The organism is Cellulomonas humilata (assembly GCF_030814415.1).
Lineage (GTDB): Bacteria > Actinomycetota > Actinomycetes > Actinomycetales > Cellulomonadaceae > Cellulomonas > Cellulomonas humilata_A.
Genome location: NZ_JAUSVB010000006.1, coordinates 116480 through 132184 on the forward strand (window position 1 = coordinate 116480; position 15705 = coordinate 132184).

At 71.0% G+C, this 15705-nt stretch carries 16 protein-coding genes; 5 read left to right on the plus strand and 11 right to left on the minus strand.

Annotated elements, in window-relative coordinates; translation table 11 throughout:
• Window positions 1–19 precede the first annotated feature (19 nt).
• Together J2X26_RS19135 and J2X26_RS19140 are read left to right on the plus strand one after the other, a co-directional pair.
• Complete coding sequence (locus J2X26_RS19135; protein ID WP_307494304.1) at window positions 20–370, plus strand: hypothetical protein; 351 nt, start codon at window positions 20–22, stop codon at window positions 368–370.
• Window positions 370–1401, plus strand: a complete 1032-nt coding sequence (locus J2X26_RS19140; protein ID WP_307494305.1) for a medium chain dehydrogenase/reductase family protein — start codon at window positions 370–372, stop codon at window positions 1399–1401. The genes J2X26_RS19135 and J2X26_RS19140 overlap by 1 nt, the downstream gene beginning before the upstream one ends.
• Before the next feature lie 95 nt (window positions 1402–1496).
• Here J2X26_RS19140 and J2X26_RS19145 read toward each other — a convergent pair whose 3' ends face one another.
• From J2X26_RS19145 to J2X26_RS19155, 3 genes are read right to left on the minus strand one after another with little or no spacing between them, the layout of a single operon-like run.
• Window positions 1497–3800, minus strand: a complete 2304-nt coding sequence (locus J2X26_RS19145) for an excinuclease ABC subunit UvrA (protein WP_307494306.1) — start codon at window positions 3798–3800, stop codon at window positions 1497–1499.
• Window positions 3797–4573 (minus strand): ABC transporter permease, encoded by a 777-nt coding sequence (locus J2X26_RS19150; RefSeq protein ID WP_307494307.1) that lies wholly within the window; start codon window positions 4571–4573, stop codon window positions 3797–3799. The genes J2X26_RS19145 and J2X26_RS19150 overlap by 4 nt, the downstream gene beginning before the upstream one ends.
• Entirely contained in the window at window positions 4570–5508 is a 939-nt protein-coding gene (locus J2X26_RS19155; RefSeq protein WP_307494308.1) for an ATP-binding cassette domain-containing protein, read from the minus strand. The genes J2X26_RS19150 and J2X26_RS19155 overlap by 4 nt, the downstream gene beginning before the upstream one ends.
• Before the next feature lie 86 nt (window positions 5509–5594).
• Here J2X26_RS19155 and J2X26_RS19160 point away from each other — a divergent pair, with 86 nt between their 5' ends.
• Together J2X26_RS19160 and J2X26_RS19165 are read left to right on the plus strand one after the other, a co-directional pair.
• Window positions 5595–6365 carry a TetR/AcrR family transcriptional regulator gene (locus J2X26_RS19160; protein WP_307494309.1) on the plus strand — a complete coding sequence of 257 codons (771 nt, stop codon included), beginning with the start codon at window positions 5595–5597 and terminating at the stop codon, window positions 6363–6365.
• Window positions 6366–6426: 61 nt separating this feature from the next.
• Window positions 6427–6687 carry a GlsB/YeaQ/YmgE family stress response membrane protein gene (locus tag J2X26_RS19165; RefSeq protein WP_307494310.1) on the plus strand — a complete coding sequence of 87 codons (261 nt, stop codon included), beginning with the start codon at window positions 6427–6429 and terminating at the stop codon, window positions 6685–6687.
• Between the two features lie 95 nt (window positions 6688–6782).
• Here the strand turns inward: J2X26_RS19165 and J2X26_RS19170 are convergent, their stop codons facing one another.
• The 3 genes from J2X26_RS19170 to J2X26_RS19180 all read right to left on the minus strand — a co-directional run bounded on the left by J2X26_RS19170 (window position 6783) and on the right by J2X26_RS19180 (window position 11662).
• Complete coding sequence (locus J2X26_RS19170) at window positions 6783–8711, minus strand: glycoside hydrolase family 11 protein (RefSeq protein WP_307494311.1); 1929 nt, start codon at window positions 8709–8711, stop codon at window positions 6783–6785.
• A gap of 190 nt (window positions 8712–8901) precedes the next feature.
• Entirely contained in the window at window positions 8902–9879 is a 978-nt protein-coding gene (locus J2X26_RS19175; protein WP_307494312.1) for an NAD(P)-dependent alcohol dehydrogenase, read from the minus strand.
• 94 nt (window positions 9880–9973) lie between these two features.
• Window positions 9974–11662 carry a cellulase family glycosylhydrolase gene (locus J2X26_RS19180; protein WP_307494313.1) on the minus strand — a complete coding sequence of 563 codons (1689 nt, stop codon included), beginning with the start codon at window positions 11660–11662 and terminating at the stop codon, window positions 9974–9976.
• Between the two features lie 183 nt (window positions 11663–11845).
• On the opposite strand from J2X26_RS19180, the gene J2X26_RS19185 reads away from it, so the two are divergent.
• Window positions 11846–12367, plus strand: coding sequence for a flavodoxin family protein (locus tag J2X26_RS19185; protein ID WP_307494314.1), 522 nt, complete (start codon window positions 11846–11848; stop codon window positions 12365–12367).
• 17 nt (window positions 12368–12384) lie between these two features.
• On the opposite strand, the gene J2X26_RS19190 is transcribed toward J2X26_RS19185, so the two are convergent.
• From J2X26_RS19190 to J2X26_RS19210, 5 genes are all read right to left on the minus strand, one after another.
• Entirely contained in the window at window positions 12385–12588 is a 204-nt protein-coding gene (locus J2X26_RS19190; RefSeq protein ID WP_146846945.1) for a helix-turn-helix domain-containing protein, read from the minus strand.
• Window positions 12588–13085, minus strand: coding sequence for a DUF2975 domain-containing protein (locus J2X26_RS19195; RefSeq protein WP_307494315.1), 498 nt, complete (start codon window positions 13083–13085; stop codon window positions 12588–12590). The genes J2X26_RS19190 and J2X26_RS19195 overlap by 1 nt, the downstream gene beginning before the upstream one ends.
• A gap of 86 nt (window positions 13086–13171) precedes the next feature.
• Entirely contained in the window at window positions 13172–13879 is a 708-nt protein-coding gene (locus J2X26_RS19200; protein WP_307494316.1) for a hypothetical protein, read from the minus strand.
• A gap of 8 nt (window positions 13880–13887) precedes the next feature.
• Window positions 13888–14799, minus strand: a complete 912-nt coding sequence (locus J2X26_RS19205) for an ATP-binding cassette domain-containing protein (RefSeq protein ID WP_307494317.1) — start codon at window positions 14797–14799, stop codon at window positions 13888–13890.
• Window positions 14796–15641 (minus strand): CPBP family intramembrane glutamic endopeptidase, encoded by an 846-nt coding sequence (locus J2X26_RS19210; RefSeq protein ID WP_307494318.1) that lies wholly within the window; start codon window positions 15639–15641, stop codon window positions 14796–14798. Before J2X26_RS19210 ends, J2X26_RS19205 begins: the two co-directional genes overlap by 4 nt.
• Between the last annotated feature and the right edge of the window lie 64 nt (window positions 15642–15705).

Consider the following 15705-nt stretch of genomic DNA (forward strand, 5'->3'; position numbering starts at 1 on the left):
TCGTCGAAGGAGAAGTCCCATGTCCGTGCAGACAGCCCGCACCACCCGTCGCACCCCGCGCTCCGTCCTGATCACCGCGTGGGCCGTCCCCGTGCTCGTGCTCGGCCAGTTCTCGATGGTCGCAGTAGTCCCGGTCCTGCTGGTCCTCGTCGGCACCCTGCGTCACCCGGAGCTCCGCGCGCTGCGGCCGTACAGCGCGGCGCTCGCCGCGGTCTACGCGACGCCCCTGGCGATCTGGATCCTTCGCCCCGACGGCGCCCCGAGCCTGTCCAAGGACATGCACCCGGTGTTCCTGGTCCTCATCGTCGCGGCCGCCGCCGCGCTGCTCGTGAAGCTGCACACCCGCTCGACGACCTCTGAGGAGATCTGATGACCACGTCCGTCACCGCCACCGAGATCGTGATGCCCGGCCTGATCGAGCCGACCGGCCTGCTCGTCCAGGAACGTGACGTGCCCGCCCCCGGGGAGGGTCGGGTGCTGGTCCGGGTCGAGGCGACGGGGGTCTCGTTCGCGGAGCAGCAGATGCGTCGCGGCAAGTACTACGACCAGCCGACGTTCCCGTTCGTGCCGGGGTACGACCTCGTCGGAACCGTCCTGGCGGTCGGCGCGGGCGTCGACCCGGGGACGGTGGGCGAGCGAGTCGCAGCCGTCGTGAAGACCGGTGCCTGGTCCACGCACGTGCTCGTCGACGCCACGCACGTGGTCCCCGTGCCCGCGGACGTCGACCCGGTGGATGCCGAGACGGTCGTCGTGAACGGGATCACCGCCTGGCAGATGCTGCACCGCATCGCGAAGGTGCGGCGCGGCCAGACGATCGTGGTGCTGGGCGCGAACGGCGGCGTCGGCTCCACGCTGGTGCAGCTCGCGGCAGACGCCGGCGTCACGGTCATCGGCACCGCCTCGACCCGCCACCACGAGCACGTCCGGAGCCTCGGTGCGACGCCCGTCGACTACCGCGCCCCCAACCTGGCCGACCGGCTGCGCGCGCTGGCGCCCGACGGAGTCGACGCGGTGTTCGACCACGTCGGCGGTCCCGGCCTCGCGGACTCCTGGCGACTGCTGCGCCGCAGCGGCACGCTCGTCTCCTACGGCACCGCGGCGACGAAGGACGACGCCGGCAGGTCGCAGCTCCCGGTCCTCGCGCTCCTCGGGCGCGTGATGCTCTGGAACGTCCTGCCGAACGGGCGGCGCGCGCACTTCTACAACTTCTGGGCCGGCCGCCGACGCCCGGGGCGGTTCTTCCGACGCCTGCGCGACGACCTGACCCAGGTGCTCGACCACCTCGCCGCCGGCACGCTCACGGCGCAGGTCGCGGCTCAGCTCCCGCTCGTCGAGGCGGGCCGCGCACTGGCCCTGGCCGAGTCCCACACGGTCGCCGGGAAGGTGGTGCTCATCCCCTGACGGGGACAGCCAGGTCGGGGACCGCGACGAGAGCGTGGGTTCGGCGCGAGAACGTCGGTGCGAAGCCACGTTCTCGGGTCGAACCCACGCTCTCGCTAGCGCGGGAGCCCGTGGCGACGGGCCAGGTGCTCGCCGGTGAGGGAGTCCGGCACCGCCACCAGGTCGGCAGGCGGGCCGGCGAAGACGACGCGTCCGCCGTCGGCGCCGGCGCCCGGTCCGAGGTCGAGCACGTGGTCGGCGCGGGAGATCACGTCGAGGTTGTGCTCGATGACGATGACGGTGGAGCCGGCGTCGACGAACCGGTCGATGAGCCCGATGAGCCGGTCGACGTCGGACATGTGCAGTCCCGTGGTCGGCTCGTCGAGGACGTAGACGTCGGCGGGGGAGGCCAGCTCGATGGCCAGCTTGAGCCTCTGGCGCTCGCCGCCGGACAGCGTGGACAGCGGCTGGCCGAGGGTCAGGTACCCGATGCCGACGTCGTCCATGGCGGCCAGCGTCGACGCGAGGGCCTTCTCGGTGCGGTCGGTGAAGAACTCCCGAGCCTCCACCACCGACATCTCGAGCACGTCCGCGATCGACTGCCCGCGCAGCGTGTAGCCGAGCACCTCCTCGGTGTACCGCCGCCCGCCGCAGACCTCGCACGTCGACTTCATCGGCTCGAAGTTGCCCAGGTCGGTGTAGATGATCCCGAGCCCACCGCACTCGGGGCAGGCGCCCTCGGAGTTGGCGCTGAACAGGGCGGGCTTGACGCCGTTGGCCTTGGCGAACAGCTTGCGGATGGTGTCGAGCATGCCGGTGTACGTGGCCGAGTTGGACCGTCGGGAGCCTCGCGTGGTCGCCTGGTCGACCACGACGATGTCCGGGAACCGCTTGGGCAGGACGCCGCGGATCAGCGAGCTCTTGCCGGAGCCCGCCACGCCCGTGACGACGGTGAGGACGCCGCGCGGGATGTCGACGGACACGTCCTGCAGGTTGTGCAGGGTGGCGCCCCGCAACGACAGCGCGTCGACGGAGGACCGCACGTCCGTCTTCAGCGGCTGGTGGCTGGTCAGGTGGTTGCCGGTGAGGGTGCCCGAGGTCCGCAGCCCGTCGAGGCCGCCCGCATAGACGACCTCACCGCCCGCGCCGCCGGCCCCCGGTCCCATGTCGATGATGTGGTCCGCGATCTCGATGACCTCGGGCTTGTGCTCCACCACGAGGACGGTGTTGCCCTTGGCCCGCAGCGCGATCAGGAGCTCGTTCATGCGGTGCACGTCGTGCGGGTGCAGCCCGACGGAGGGCTCGTCGAACACGTAGGTGACGTCGGTCAGCGCCGACCCCAGGTGGCGGACCATCTTGACCCGCTGCGACTCCCCGCCGGACAGGCTGGTGGACTCGCGGCTCAGCGAGAGGTACCCGAGCCCGATGTGCACGAGCGCGTCCAGCCGGTCCGCCAGGTCGTCGAGCATCGGCTTGTGCTCCGGCGAGTCGAGGCCGCGGATGAACGGTGCCAGGTCGCTGACCTGCATGTCCGCGCACTCCGCGATGGACCGGCCACCCACCAGGGAGTCGCGCGCGGCCTCGTTCAGCCGGGAGCCGCCGCACGCCGGGCACGGACCGCGGGTCGAGATGCGCTCGACCGCGGCCCGCGCGTGCGGCTGCAGCTGCTCCGGGTTCTTGGTCAGGACGAGCCGCTTCAGCTTGGGGACGAGCGCCTCGTACGTGAGCGACATCCCGGAGACGGCGACCTTGGTGCCCTTCTTCGGCGCCTCGTCGGGGCCGTAGAGCAGCATCCGGCGCTGCTCGGGTGTGAACGTCCCCACCGGCTGGTCGGCCGGGTAGAACCCGCACTCGGCGTAGACCTTCCAGTACCAGGAGTCGACCTGGAAGTTCGGGAAGTCGATGGCCCCCTCCAGCAACGACTTCCTGGGGTCGACCAGCGCGTCCTCGTCGATGGCCGCGACGTTCCCGATGCCCTCGCAGTCAGGACACATGCCGCGGGGGTCGTTGAACGAGAACGCGATGGGGGTCCCCAGGTTCGGCACTCCCATCCGCGACCACACCCGCCGCATCCCGGCGTAGGTGTCGGTCGCGGTGCCGACGGTCGACCGCGACGACCCACCCATCGGCTGCTGGTCCACGACGATCGACGCGGTCAGCCCGGTGAGCTCGTCGGCCTCCGGCTGCGGCGACTGCGGCAGGAAGTTCTGGATGAACGCCGAGTGGGTCTCGTTCAGCAGGCGCTGGCTCTCGGCCGCGATGGTGTCGAACGCCATCGACGACTTGCCCGAGCCGGACACCCCCGTGAACACGGTGATCTGGCGCTTGGGCACGTCGACGTCCACGCCCTTGAGGTTGTTCTCCCGACCGCCACGGATCCGGATCGCGTCGTGCACAGAGTTCTCCTTGAAGATCGTCATCGGCCCAGCCGCGCCCAGCGCCGCACGGCCAGTGTCGCAAAGACCGCTGACAGCACCACCGGCCACACGACCGCCAGCAGCACCACGTTCTCCGACGCCCAGCCGGTGCCCGCCACGGTCGGGTTCCCGAACAGCTCGCGCGTCGCAGCGACCGTCGCCGTGACCGGGTTCCACGCGGACAAGGTCTGCAGCCAGCCCGGCATCGTCGAGATGGGCACGAACGCGTTCGACAGGAAGACGAACGGCCACACCAGGATCTGGACCGCCATCACGCCGCCCTGCCCGCGGAACAGCAGGCCGAGGTAGATCCCCACCCAGAGGAACGCGAACCGCAGGAGCAGCAGCAGGGCCACCCCGGCCAGCGCGTTGCCGAGTCCCTCGTGGATCCGCCACCCGATCACCAGGCCCGCGACCAGCAGCACCGCCAGGCCGACGACGCTCGCGAGCATGTCCGCTGTCGCCCGGCCGAGCAGGACGGCCGCGCGGGACATCGGCAGCGACCGGAACCGGTCGGTCACCCCGCGCTGCACGTCCTGCGAGACGTAGGTCATCGTGCTCTCCAGCCCGAACGCCATCGTCACGGCGAGCATCCCGGGGAAGAGGAACTCGATGTACCCGCCGGGAACGTCGATGGCGCCGCCGAGCAGGAAGCCGAACATCAGGAGCAGCAGGATCGGGAACGAGAGCCCGATCAGCAGGTCCCACGGCTGGCGGCGCCAGTGCCCGAGGTCGCGCAGGGTCACGGTCCAGGAGTCACGCAGGGCCCAGGTCATGAGGCCTCCTTCGTCGAGCCGGTCAGGTGCAGGAACACTTCGTCGAGCGTCGGCCGGCGCAGGATCACGTCGTCGACGACGATCCCGCCGTCGTCGAGCGTCCGGACCACGTGCGTGAGCGCGGCGACGCGGTCCGTGACGGTCGCGGTGACCCGGCGGCCGTCCAGATCCACCTCGGCATCCCCCGCGACCGCCCGCAGCGCGGACTGCGCGGCCGCCAGGTCGGCCTCGTCGCGGACGACGACGTCGAGCCGGTCCTGCCCGATCGACGCCTTGAGCGCGTCGGGCGTCCCCTCGGCGGCGACCCGCCCGTGGTTCAGCACGGTCACCTGGGACGCCAGCTGGTCCACCTCCTCCAGGTACTGCGTGGTCAGCAGCACCGCGGTCCCGCCCGCGACGAGCGCCCGGACCGCCTGCCACACCTCGCGCCGGCCGGCCGGGTCCAGACCGGTGGTCGGCTCGTCGAGCAGCAGCACGGTCGGGTCCAGCACCAGGCCGGCGGCGAGGTCGAGCCGTCGCCGCATGCCGCCGGAGTAGGTGGAGACCGGCCGCTCGGCGGCGTCGACGAGGTCGAACCGCTCCAGCAGCTCGTCGGCCCGTCGTCGCGCCTGCCGGGTGCCGAGGTGGGAGAGCCGGGCGAACATCACGAGGTTGTCCCGGCCGCCCAGGATCTCGTCGACGGCCGCGTGCTGGCCGACGAGCCCGACGTGCCGACGCACCTGCGCGGCCTCCCGGACCACGTCGAACCCGGCGACGGTCGCCGTGCCGCCGTGCGGGTCCAGCAGCGTGGAGAGGATCCGCACGGCCGTCGTCTTGCCGGCGCCGTTCGGGCCGAGCAGCCCGTGCACCGTGCCCGCCTCCACGGACAGGTCGAGCCCGTCGAGCACCGTGGTCTCGCCGTACCTGCGGGTGAGTCCAGTCGTCCTGATCGCCATGCGTCCTCCCGAGGGCTAGTCGTACAGTGTACGACAAGCAACGCAGGGGGTCACCCGGTTGTTCCCGACGGGGGAGGATGAGCGTCATGACGGAGATCACCGGCACCGGCGACCCGGCGCGCAGCCTCTCCCTGCTGTGGCGGCTGGTGGAGCCGGCCCCCCGCGGCCGAGGCGCTGAGGCCGGGCTCTCCGTCGACCGCGTGGTGGACGCCGCGGTCGCGCTCGCGGACGCCGAGGGCCTGGGGGCGCTCTCGATGCGCCGGCTCGCCACCGACCTCGGGGTCGGCGCGATGACCCTCTACACCTACGTCCCGGCGAAGGCCGAGCTACTGGACCTCATGGTCGACAGCGCGCTCGGCGAGTTCCCGTCGCTGTACGCCCCGGCGGCCGACCACTGGCGCGCCCGGCTCGAGGCGGTCGCCCGCGCGAGCTGGACCCAGTACGAGCGGCACCCGTGGCTGCTGCAGGTCGCCGCGTCCGGCCGGCCACCGCTGGGCCCCGGCGTGCTCACCAAGTACGAGCTCGGGCTCCAGGCCGTGGACGGCACGGGTCTCGACGAGGTCGCGATGGACGCCGTGTTCACGCTCATCGAGGGGTTCGTCGCGGGGACCGCCCGGGGGGTTGTCGACCAGGTCGCCGCCGAGGACGCCACCGGGATCACCGAGACCGAGTGGTGGGAGGCCACCGCTCCGATCCTCGACCAGGTGTACGACCCGGAACGCTTCCCGACGGTCACCCGTGTCGGACCGATCGCCGGCGAGGCGCAGCAGGCGGCCTACGACCCGCGCCGGGCGTTCGAGTTCGGCCTGGCCCGGTTGCTCGACGGGATCGCGGTGCTGGTCGACGCCGCGCCGTAGGCGTCAACTCGCCGATCGGGAAGGACTGCCCGAAAGGTCCGCGTGGCCCTAGTCTCGGCCCATGCTCATCCTCGGACTGATCCTGTTCGGCATGCTCATCGGTGCGCTCGCCCAGCTGATCCTCGGTCGCAAGCGCGGCCGGATCGACTGGACGATGGCGATCATCGCCGGGCTCGTCGGCTCCTTCGTCGGTGGCCTGCTGGCCAGCCTCCTGAACGGTGACGGTCTCGAGCTGCGCCCCAGCGGCATCATCGGCTCGATCGTCGGCGCGATCATCGTCACCGCGATCTGGCGTTTTGTGGGCGGCCGCTCCAACGCCTGACGCCCGCCCGGGCAACGAGAACGGCAGCCCCCCTCGCGGGAGGCTGCCGTTCCCTCAGCGGTCCGGACCGGCCCTGTCCGTCCGGACCGCCGCCATCAGCGAGGCGCGCAGGTGGCGCTCGGTGTGGTGTTGTTGCCGTTCTTCAGGATGGTGACGCCGAACGTGCTGGAGCCGGTCGAGGTGACCGTCCGGCCGCTGACGCTCGCGTTCCAGCTGTTCTGGATGCTCTGGCTCCCGTTGAGGCCGAGCGTGACCGTCCAGCTGCTGGCACCGCTGACGGTGTAGCTCACGTTGAACCGGTCGGACCACTCCTCCGCGCGGGTCGCGGTCACGGTGCACGAACCGCTCGAGGGCGGCGGTGTCGTCGACCCACCACCGCCAGAGGTGGACGGTGCGACCGCCCGGCCGGTGCTGCTCGAGATGTGCCCCGTGCAGAGGTTGCGCGACTTCAGGTCGTTCAGGATGTTCGGCAGCGCCTGCTGGGTCGCGGCCGGCCAGTCGTGCATGAGGATGATCTGGCCGTTGGTCAGCCGGGCGGCCGCCTGCCGGATGGCGTCGGCACTGGCGTTGTTCCAGTCGTTCGAGTCGACGTCCCAGATGATCTCGCGCAGGCCGAGCGAGGACTCGACGTTCTTGAGCGTCTGGTTGGTCTCGCCGTACGGCGGCCGGAAGAGCGTCGGGGTGACCCCGGCGGTCTGCTGGATCGCGGTCTGGGTGCGCGAGAGCTGCGACTGGATGTCCGACTGGCTCATGTTCACCAGGTGCGGGTGGTCCCAGCTGTGGTTGCCGATCTGCAGGCCGGCGTTCTTGTAGGCCTGCATGAGCGACGCGTTCGACTGGGCGTTGGAGCCGGTGGGGAACACGGTCGCGGTGGCACCGGCGTTGCGCAGCGTGGAGATGAGCTGGTTGGTGGTGCCGGTGTTCGGACCGTCGTCGAAGGTCAGGCCCACGTAGCCGGCGGAGCAGCTCGACGAGGTCGGCGGGGGCGTCGAGGTCGTCGGCGTCGGCGTCGAGCCTCCGCCCCCTGACGTCCCGCACGTGGCCGACGGCGTCGTGTTGTTGCCGTTCTTCATGATGGTGACGCCGAACGTGTTGGAGCCGGTCGAGGTGACCGTCCGTCCGCTGACGCTCGCGTTCCAGCTGTTCTGGACGGTCTGGCTGCCGTTGAGGTTGAGGGTGGCGGTCCACGAGGTGGCGCCGCTGACGGTGTAGTTCACGTTGAACCGGTCGGACCACTCTTCGGCGCGGGTGGCGGTGATGGAGCAGCCGCCGGTGTTGCCGCCGCCGCCGGTCGGGGGAGGCGTGGTGGTCTGGCCGCCACCACCGGAGCCCTCGCTCACGGTGATGTTCGAGTTACCGCTGCTCTGGTACCCCTCGGTGGCCATGATCATGTAGTTGTGGTTGCCGAGGTTCATGCCCTTGGAGGCCCACGCGTCGAAGTGGTTGCCGGACGTGATGGTGCCGCCGGTCTTCTTCGACTGCCGCACGCTCCAGTACTGGTAGAAGGTCGAGCGGTCGCCCTCGATCGAGGGCTGGTTCACGCGCTGGGTGCGGTAGATGTCGTAGGTGCCGCCGTCGCTGTTCACGGTGCCCATGAAGGTGCCGGTGGGCCGGTAGGTGCCCCAGTTGTCGACGATGTAGTACTCGATCAGCGGGCTGGTGGTCCACCCGTAGAGCGTCAGGTAGGCGTTGCCGGACGGGTTGAAGCTGCCGGAGTAGTTGACGACCTTGCGCCCGCCGGTCTGCCAGCCCTTGCCTGCGACGAAGTTGCCGGTGTTGCTCCACTGGGTGGAGTACTGCCCGCCGGATCCCATGTCCATGGACACGGTGCCCTGGCTGTCGGTCCAGAACGAGTAGAAGTACCCGTTGTTGGTGCCGGTCCCGTTCGTCGAGATGGCGCTGGCGGTGGTGGCGACCGAGAGGCCGACGGCGACCATGGCGCCGGCCGCGATGAAGGCCACCAGAGCGCGTAACGAGCGCCGCTTGCCGCGTGCACCGCGCGAGTCGGCGATACTTTCGAACATCTCACACTCCTTTGTGCGTGGGGGAGCTGCGCGGGCGGCCCTCGCAGGGCGCCGACGCCGTACCGACGCGCAGGCGGAAGCGCGGCGTCGATAACGTTATCGACGCCAGTGTGCAGCGCTCGTCGTGTGCCGGGAACACCTTGGCGAGGGAACGAAGCGTTTAGGATTTCGGGTTCGAAAGTATCGGACGTCAGAGCGAGTCCGGTACGACCTCGACGACGACGTTCCCGCGCTTGCGCCCGCTCTCCACGTACTCGTGCGCCGCCACGATGTCGGCCAGCGGGACCGCGCGGTCGATCACGACCTCCAGTGCGTCGTCGCCGAGCAGCCCGGCCACGAACGTCAGCGACGCGTTCTTCTCGACGGACATGCCCGACAGCACCCGTCGCCCGCGACCGAACCGCGTCACCAGCGCCAGGAGCGTGCTGAGCGGCCCGGTCGCCGTCGACATGTAGCAGCCGCGCGCGGTGAGCGACCCCCGGGACCGGGCGAACGAGCTGCGGCCCACGGCGTCGAAGATGACGTCGTACCGCTTGCCGCTCGTCGTGAAGTCCTCACTCGTGTGGTCGACGACGTGGTCGGCTCCGAGCGACCGGACGAGGTCGCCGTTGCGCCCGCTGCACACCCCGGTGACCTCCGCGCCGAACCGGTGCGCGAGTTGCACCGCGTAGGTGCCGATGCTGCCGGACGCCCCGATGACGAGGACCCGCTGGCCCGCGCGGACGTGCGCCTGGCCCTGCAGGAAGTACAGGGCCGTCGTGGAGCCGTCGACAGAGGCAGCCGCGCGCGCGAACGGCACCCCGGCGGGCTTGGGCGCGAACGACCCGGACTGCGGCAGGCACAGGTACTCGGCTGCGGCGCCGAGCCGGAAGCCGGTGAACCCGAAGATCTCGTCGCCGGGCGCGCACCGCGTCACGCCCGACCCGACCTCCACCACCTCGCCCGCGAACTCCAGTCCGAGCCGCCGCATGCGCCGCCGCGGCCGACGGAAGCCGAGGATCACCCGGCCCCACAGCGGTCGCCCGCGCCGCATGTGGCACTCGGCGGCGGTCACCGTGGTCGCGTGGACCCGGACCAGCACCTCCGTCGCGCCGGGCGTCGGCCGCGGCCGCTCCACCACCTCGAGGACCTCGGGCGGGCCAAACCGGCTGTACTCAGCGGCCTTCACGGGACCACCTGGCTGGGGCGCGGGCCGTTCGTCCGGATCGCCATCGCCGGAACGTAGCAGCCCGGTGCGACCGTCCGCACCGGGCTGCTCGCGGTCAGCCGATGCTGCCGGTGACCGTCGTCCCGGTCCTGACCACGGTGTACGTGACCGTCGCCCCGCTCCAGAAGTGGAACGTGAGCACCACGGGGGCGCCGTCGGCGACCTCCGCGAAGAACGCCGGACGCAGGACGATCGTGCCCGCCGACGCGTCGGGCGCGAAGGTCACGTCGAACTCCTTGAACGACGTCCAGCCGTGCGGGCCGGCGTTGGAGCCGTCGAGGTAGCGGGCCTCCATGGTGGCCAGCCGGTCGCCGCGGAAGTCGGTCGGGATCGCGAACGCGTCGGTCGTGCCGGTGGTGTCGGAGAGCACCGGGGTGTCCGCGTTGACGATCTCGATGGACCACGGGACCCCCTGCGAGAACCGTGCGACCAGCTCCGCGCTCGTCCCGTAGCCACCCGAGCCGGACAGGCGCTGCAGGAGCGCGGCCGGGAGGGTCAGCGTGCTGCCGGAGAGCTGGTAGTCCTTGCCCTTCTTCAGCTTCTGCTTCCCCAGTGACAGGTCGCGGAACGTGGTGCCGTTGAGGTTCAGGGTCACGGTCTGCGCGGTCACGGCGCCGGGGTGGACGAACACCTGGTCGGTCGACGCCGTGCCGGAGCGCTTCTTCCAGCTCGACGAGATCTGCGCGAACAGCCCCGGGTCCCGCCAGGAGAACGCCGTGCGGTCGAGGTGCTGGCCGTTGTCCCAGAGCATCGTCGTGACACCGGTGGTGCGGGCCTGGTTGCCGAGGTGCTCGAAGAACTTCAGCTTCTCGCCCTGCTCGATGGTGCCGGTGTGCCGGTCGAAGCCGAGCAGCCCGTACTCGCCGAGGATGACGGGAATCTCCTGGCTGACGAGGGTGGCGTGCACGCGCGCGAACGCGTCGGTGGCGTCCTGCTGGGCGGTCGCGTCGAACCGGGTGCCGCCCGCCACGTTCACGCTGAACGGCCAGTAGCCGTAGTAATGGAACGTCGCCGCCAGGTTCGGGTCGTCGAGCGCGGTGAACGTCGACACGAGCGAGTCGAGCCGCGCCTGGCCGGAGTCGGTGTGCAGCGTGGGCAGCACCAGGACCCGGTCGGCGTTCCTCCCGCCCGAGGTGCGCACCACCTCGTGGAACGCGACGTTGAGCTCGTCGAGCAGGGCGTACTCCTGCGCCTCCCCGGTCGACCCGGAGAACTGCGGCTCGTTGATGCTCTCGAACAGCAGGGTGCGGGGGTGGTCGCGGAACCGCTCTGCCAGCTGCTCCCACGTGGCCGTGAACTGGGCGAGCACCTCGTCGTGGCGGGCGGGCATCGCGTTGGTCCACATCCACGAGTCGTGGTGCAGGTCGAGCAGCACGGACAGGTCCTCGTCGAGGGCCCAGTCGACGACCTCCTCGACGCGGTCGAGGACCACCGGGTCGATCGTGTAGTCGGGGGCGGGTCCCTCGTGCTGGCCGAGGGACACGGGGATGCGGACGCTGCGGAAGCCATTCTCCCGCACCTCGTCCAGCAGCTCCCGGGTGACTCGCGGGTTGCCCCAGGCCGTCTCGTCGGCGCCGACGGCGTCCAGCGTGTTGCCGAGGTTCCAGCCCGGCTGCATCGCGGCGACGACCTTGGCCGCCGACCTCGGGGTGCGCTCACCGGCCTGCGCGGGTCCGGTGACGCCGGCCGAGAGGGCGGCCGCTGTCGCGAGTGCTGCCAGGGTGGTCCAGAGGGGTCGTCTCACGTCGGGTGCCCTTCGTCGCATGGTCACGCTCGACAGGGCGGCCGGCTCTCCGTCGAGCGTCGCGCTCGTCATCGAAGCGCTTCGACCGGAGTGTAGGGATGCGACGCCCGTGGAGGAAGGGGGCGAAACGGATAAGGACGTTCGGCCCGCGACGGCGCGAGCGTTCTGCGCGACGGTGGGTCCATGGCTGCACTCCTCGTCTTCGAGTCGATGTACGGAAGCACTGCTGCGGTCGCCGAGGCGGTCGCGGCCGGGCTGGCCGACCTGCGGATCCCGGTCACGGTCTGCGAGGTGGGTGTCGCGGGGATCCCGACGCTCGCCACCCGACCGGACCTGCTCGTCGTGGGCGCACCGACCCACCAGCGCGGCCTGTCCACCCCTCGCACCCGAGATGCGGCGCGCGGAGACGTCGCCACGACCCTGTCCCGCGGTGATGGTGTGCGCGAGTGGCTGGACCAGCTGGTCGCCCAGGCGTCGGGGCAGGCGGTCGCCGTCTTCGACACCGCGCTCGCGGGGCGGCTCGCGGGGTCGGCCGCGCATGCCATCGGCAAGCGGCTCACCCGGGCCGGGGCAGAGCTCGTCATGCCGCCCGAGTCGTTCACCGTCACGGGCCGCACCAGCGGTCTCCTGCCCGACGAGCTGGAGCAGGCGCGGTCGTGGGGCCGGAGCCTGGCACTGTTCGCCGCCGCGGCCGCCGCTCGATGACCGGGCCGCGTCGGTAGTCAGACCTCTCGGCGCAGGAGGTCCCCCGGCTGGCACTCCAGCACCTCGCACAGGGCCTCGAGCGTGGTGAACCTGACCGCCTTGGCCCGCCCGTTCTTGAGCACCGCGAGGTTGGCGGGGGTGATGCCGACGCGCTCGGCCAGCTCGCCGACGGACATCTTGCGGCGCGCGAGCATGACGTCGACGTCGACCACGATCGGCATCAGATCACCTCGTCGAGCTCGGCGCGCAGGGTGGTCGCGGTGGTGTCCAGAGCCACGGCCTTGGCCAGCAGCACCCGCAGCACGAGGACCAGCAGGGCGATGCCGGCGGTGCCCATCCCGCCGATCACGATGAGCAGGACGATCCCGGGGGCCACCGCCTCGCCGGGCGCCAGGACGAACGACAGGACCATCGCGAGCAGGGTCGCCGCCACCGCCGCGCCGATGATGACGTCGACGTACCGGAACGCGGCCGCGCCGAACACCGTGTCCCGTCGGACCATCGTGAGCAGCTGCCAGATGCAGACCAGGGCGACCTGCACGGCCAGCACGCCGAGGAACAGGACGATCACGACCGGCCACCGCAAGTGGGCGACCTCGCCGCCGCCGTCGTCGATGTCGCGGCCGATCGCGGGGACGACCATGCCCTGCACCACCAGCAGACCGGCGAACATCAGCGTGATCACCGCCCGCAGGGCGAGGATGGCCAGTCGGCCCATGGTGGGGCTCCTTCGTCGCGATCTATTGATTAACGATAGAAAACTATCGTTTCACGACGAAGATGGCAAGGATCACCGGCCGCCGGTCAGGCGTCCCGTCGGCGCAGGACCACGACGGCGGCGACGAGCAGGACGACGGCCCAGCCACCGAACACCGCGGCACGCTCGAAAGCCTCGACAGCCGGTACTCCCACGGAGATCGCCTCGGACGCGTTGATGAACGGCAGCACGGAGGCGAGCGTGTTCGACGGGAAGATCGACAGGAGCCCGATCTCGACGATGAAGGACACCGCGACCGGCACCAGGAACCCCGCGACCTGGCTGCGCGTGAGTGCGGCGATCGAGAAGCCGATCACTCCCCAGCACACGAGCACGAGGGCAGAGCGCGTGCCCAGCCCGAACCACGCACCGTCGAAGCCGGTGCCCCCGGCGGCCACACTGGTCACGGCGGTGTCCACCGCGGTGCAGACGATGCTCAGGGCGACCAGCAGCGCGACGACCACCCCGACCTTCGCCAGGACGATGTCCGTGCGCCGGGGGAAGGCCGTGTAGAGCGCGCGCAGGGTATTCCAGCGGAGCTCAGCCCCGATCGCGGACGCCCCGATGGCCGCCGCGAGCACGCCCCCGGCGGTGAGGTGGTTGACGGCGCCGAGCGGGAAGTCGTCGGCCGAGGTCTGGCCCCGCAGCTGGTTCAGGCTCGTCGCGAGGCCGACCAGGAAGATCAGCCCGAGCAGGATCCAGGTGGACCACACCGACGTCACTCGTCGCACCTCGAAGAGCAGTGCTCGGCGCATGCCCGCCATCACGCGACCTCCCCGCCGGTGTACTCCTGCGCGTCCCGGGTCAGGTCGATGAACGCCTGCTCGAGCGACGCGTTCCGGGCGACCAGCTCGCGGACCGGCTGCCCGGTCTCGTGCACCAGCAGCCCCACCTGCTCGGTCGACGCCCCCGTCACCACCACCCCGTCGGGACCCTCGGACACCGCCGAGAGGCCGGCCCTGGTGGCCGCGCTCAGCACCGCCGTGGTGTCCGCCACCCGCACGAGGACCTGGCTGGACGCGCTGCGGTCGACGAAGTCGGCGACGGACTGGTCGGCCAGGACCGTCCCGCGCCCGATGACCACCACGTGGTCGGCCATGAGCTGCATCTCCGGCAGCAGGTGGCTGGACACGAAGACGGTGTGGCCGGCGTGGGCGTACGCGCGCAGGAACTCGCGCAGCCACTGGATCGACTGCGGGTCCAGCCCGTTCGAGGGCTCGTCGAGCATCAGCACGTCCGGCTCCGCGAGGATCGCCGTCGCCAGACCGACCCGCTGGGCCATCCCGAGCGAGAACCCGCCGGGGGAGTCGTCGGCCACCGACCCCAGGCCGACGAGGTCGAGGACCTCGGCGACGCGTCGGGCGCCGACGCCGCTCGCCGCCGCGTGCATCATCAGGTGCCGACGGACCGTCCGCTTCGGGTGGAACGCCTTCGCGTCGAGGTGCGCGCCCACCGCCCGTGCGGGGATCGCCAGGTCACGCAGCTGCTGGCCGTCCCACTCGGTGCGGCCGTCGCCGCGGTCGAGGCCCAGCATCAGGCGCATCGTCGTGGACTTGCCCGACCCGTTCGGACCCAGGAACCCGGTCAGGCGACCGGGCCGCAGGGTGAAGCTGACGTCGTCGACTGCCCTCTTGCGCCCGTACGTCCGCCCCAGCCCTGCCGTGGTGACGATCATGCGACGACGCCCTCGTGGGCCGGCTTCACGCGGCCGCGCACGAAGATCAGCCCGACGACCGCGATGAGGATGAAGATCATGTTGGACGGACCGGCGAGAGTGAGGAGCTCGCTCTGCGGGCCTGAGTGAGCCTCGTCGATGCCGCCCGTCGCGAGGAAGAGCGTCGGGTCGTAGAGGCCGTGGAGGAGCATCGGCCAGATCAGGTTCCCGGTCACCCGCAGGGTCAGGTACATGCAGATGCCGAACCCGAAGGCGAAGACCACGGTCAGCGCGACGGTGAGGACCTCCTGGCCGCCCAGGATGTTCGAGGCGTGCAGCAGCCCGAAGATCAGCGACGAGACCACCATCACCACCCACTCGGACTTCCCCGCGTCACGCAGCATCTTCACCGCGATGCCACGCGTGAGGATCTCCTCGACGAAGCCCACGAGCAGGCCGGAGATGAACGTGACCGCCACGACCCCCGCGGCGTAGGAGGCGTAGTCGATGCCGAGCAGCCGCAGCACGATCGCGGCCACGACGGCGACCGGTGCGAGCCACATCCACCACCGGCCACCGATGGGCTGGCGCGCGAACAGCGCCGGGAACCAGTGCAGGGAGGCGACGAACGCGATGAGCACGACGGCGCCGATCGCGAGCGGGAGGAACAGCCCGAAGAACACGCTCTGGGGCGTCGCGAACAGGTCCTCGGAGTCGACCTGGTCGCCGAAGAGGGCGCCGACGAGCTGGCCGCCGAGGATGTAGAGGGCCAGATACGCGACGGCGACGAGCACCGCGCGCCACCACCCGCCCCGGTTCCAGAAGGTCGTCCAGCCGGACGTCGAGGGAGAAGTCGTGGACACGGATGCGGCTCCTGTCGTGGGGCGGCGTGGCGTGGAGCCACTGAAAGTCACGATGGCGGACAGG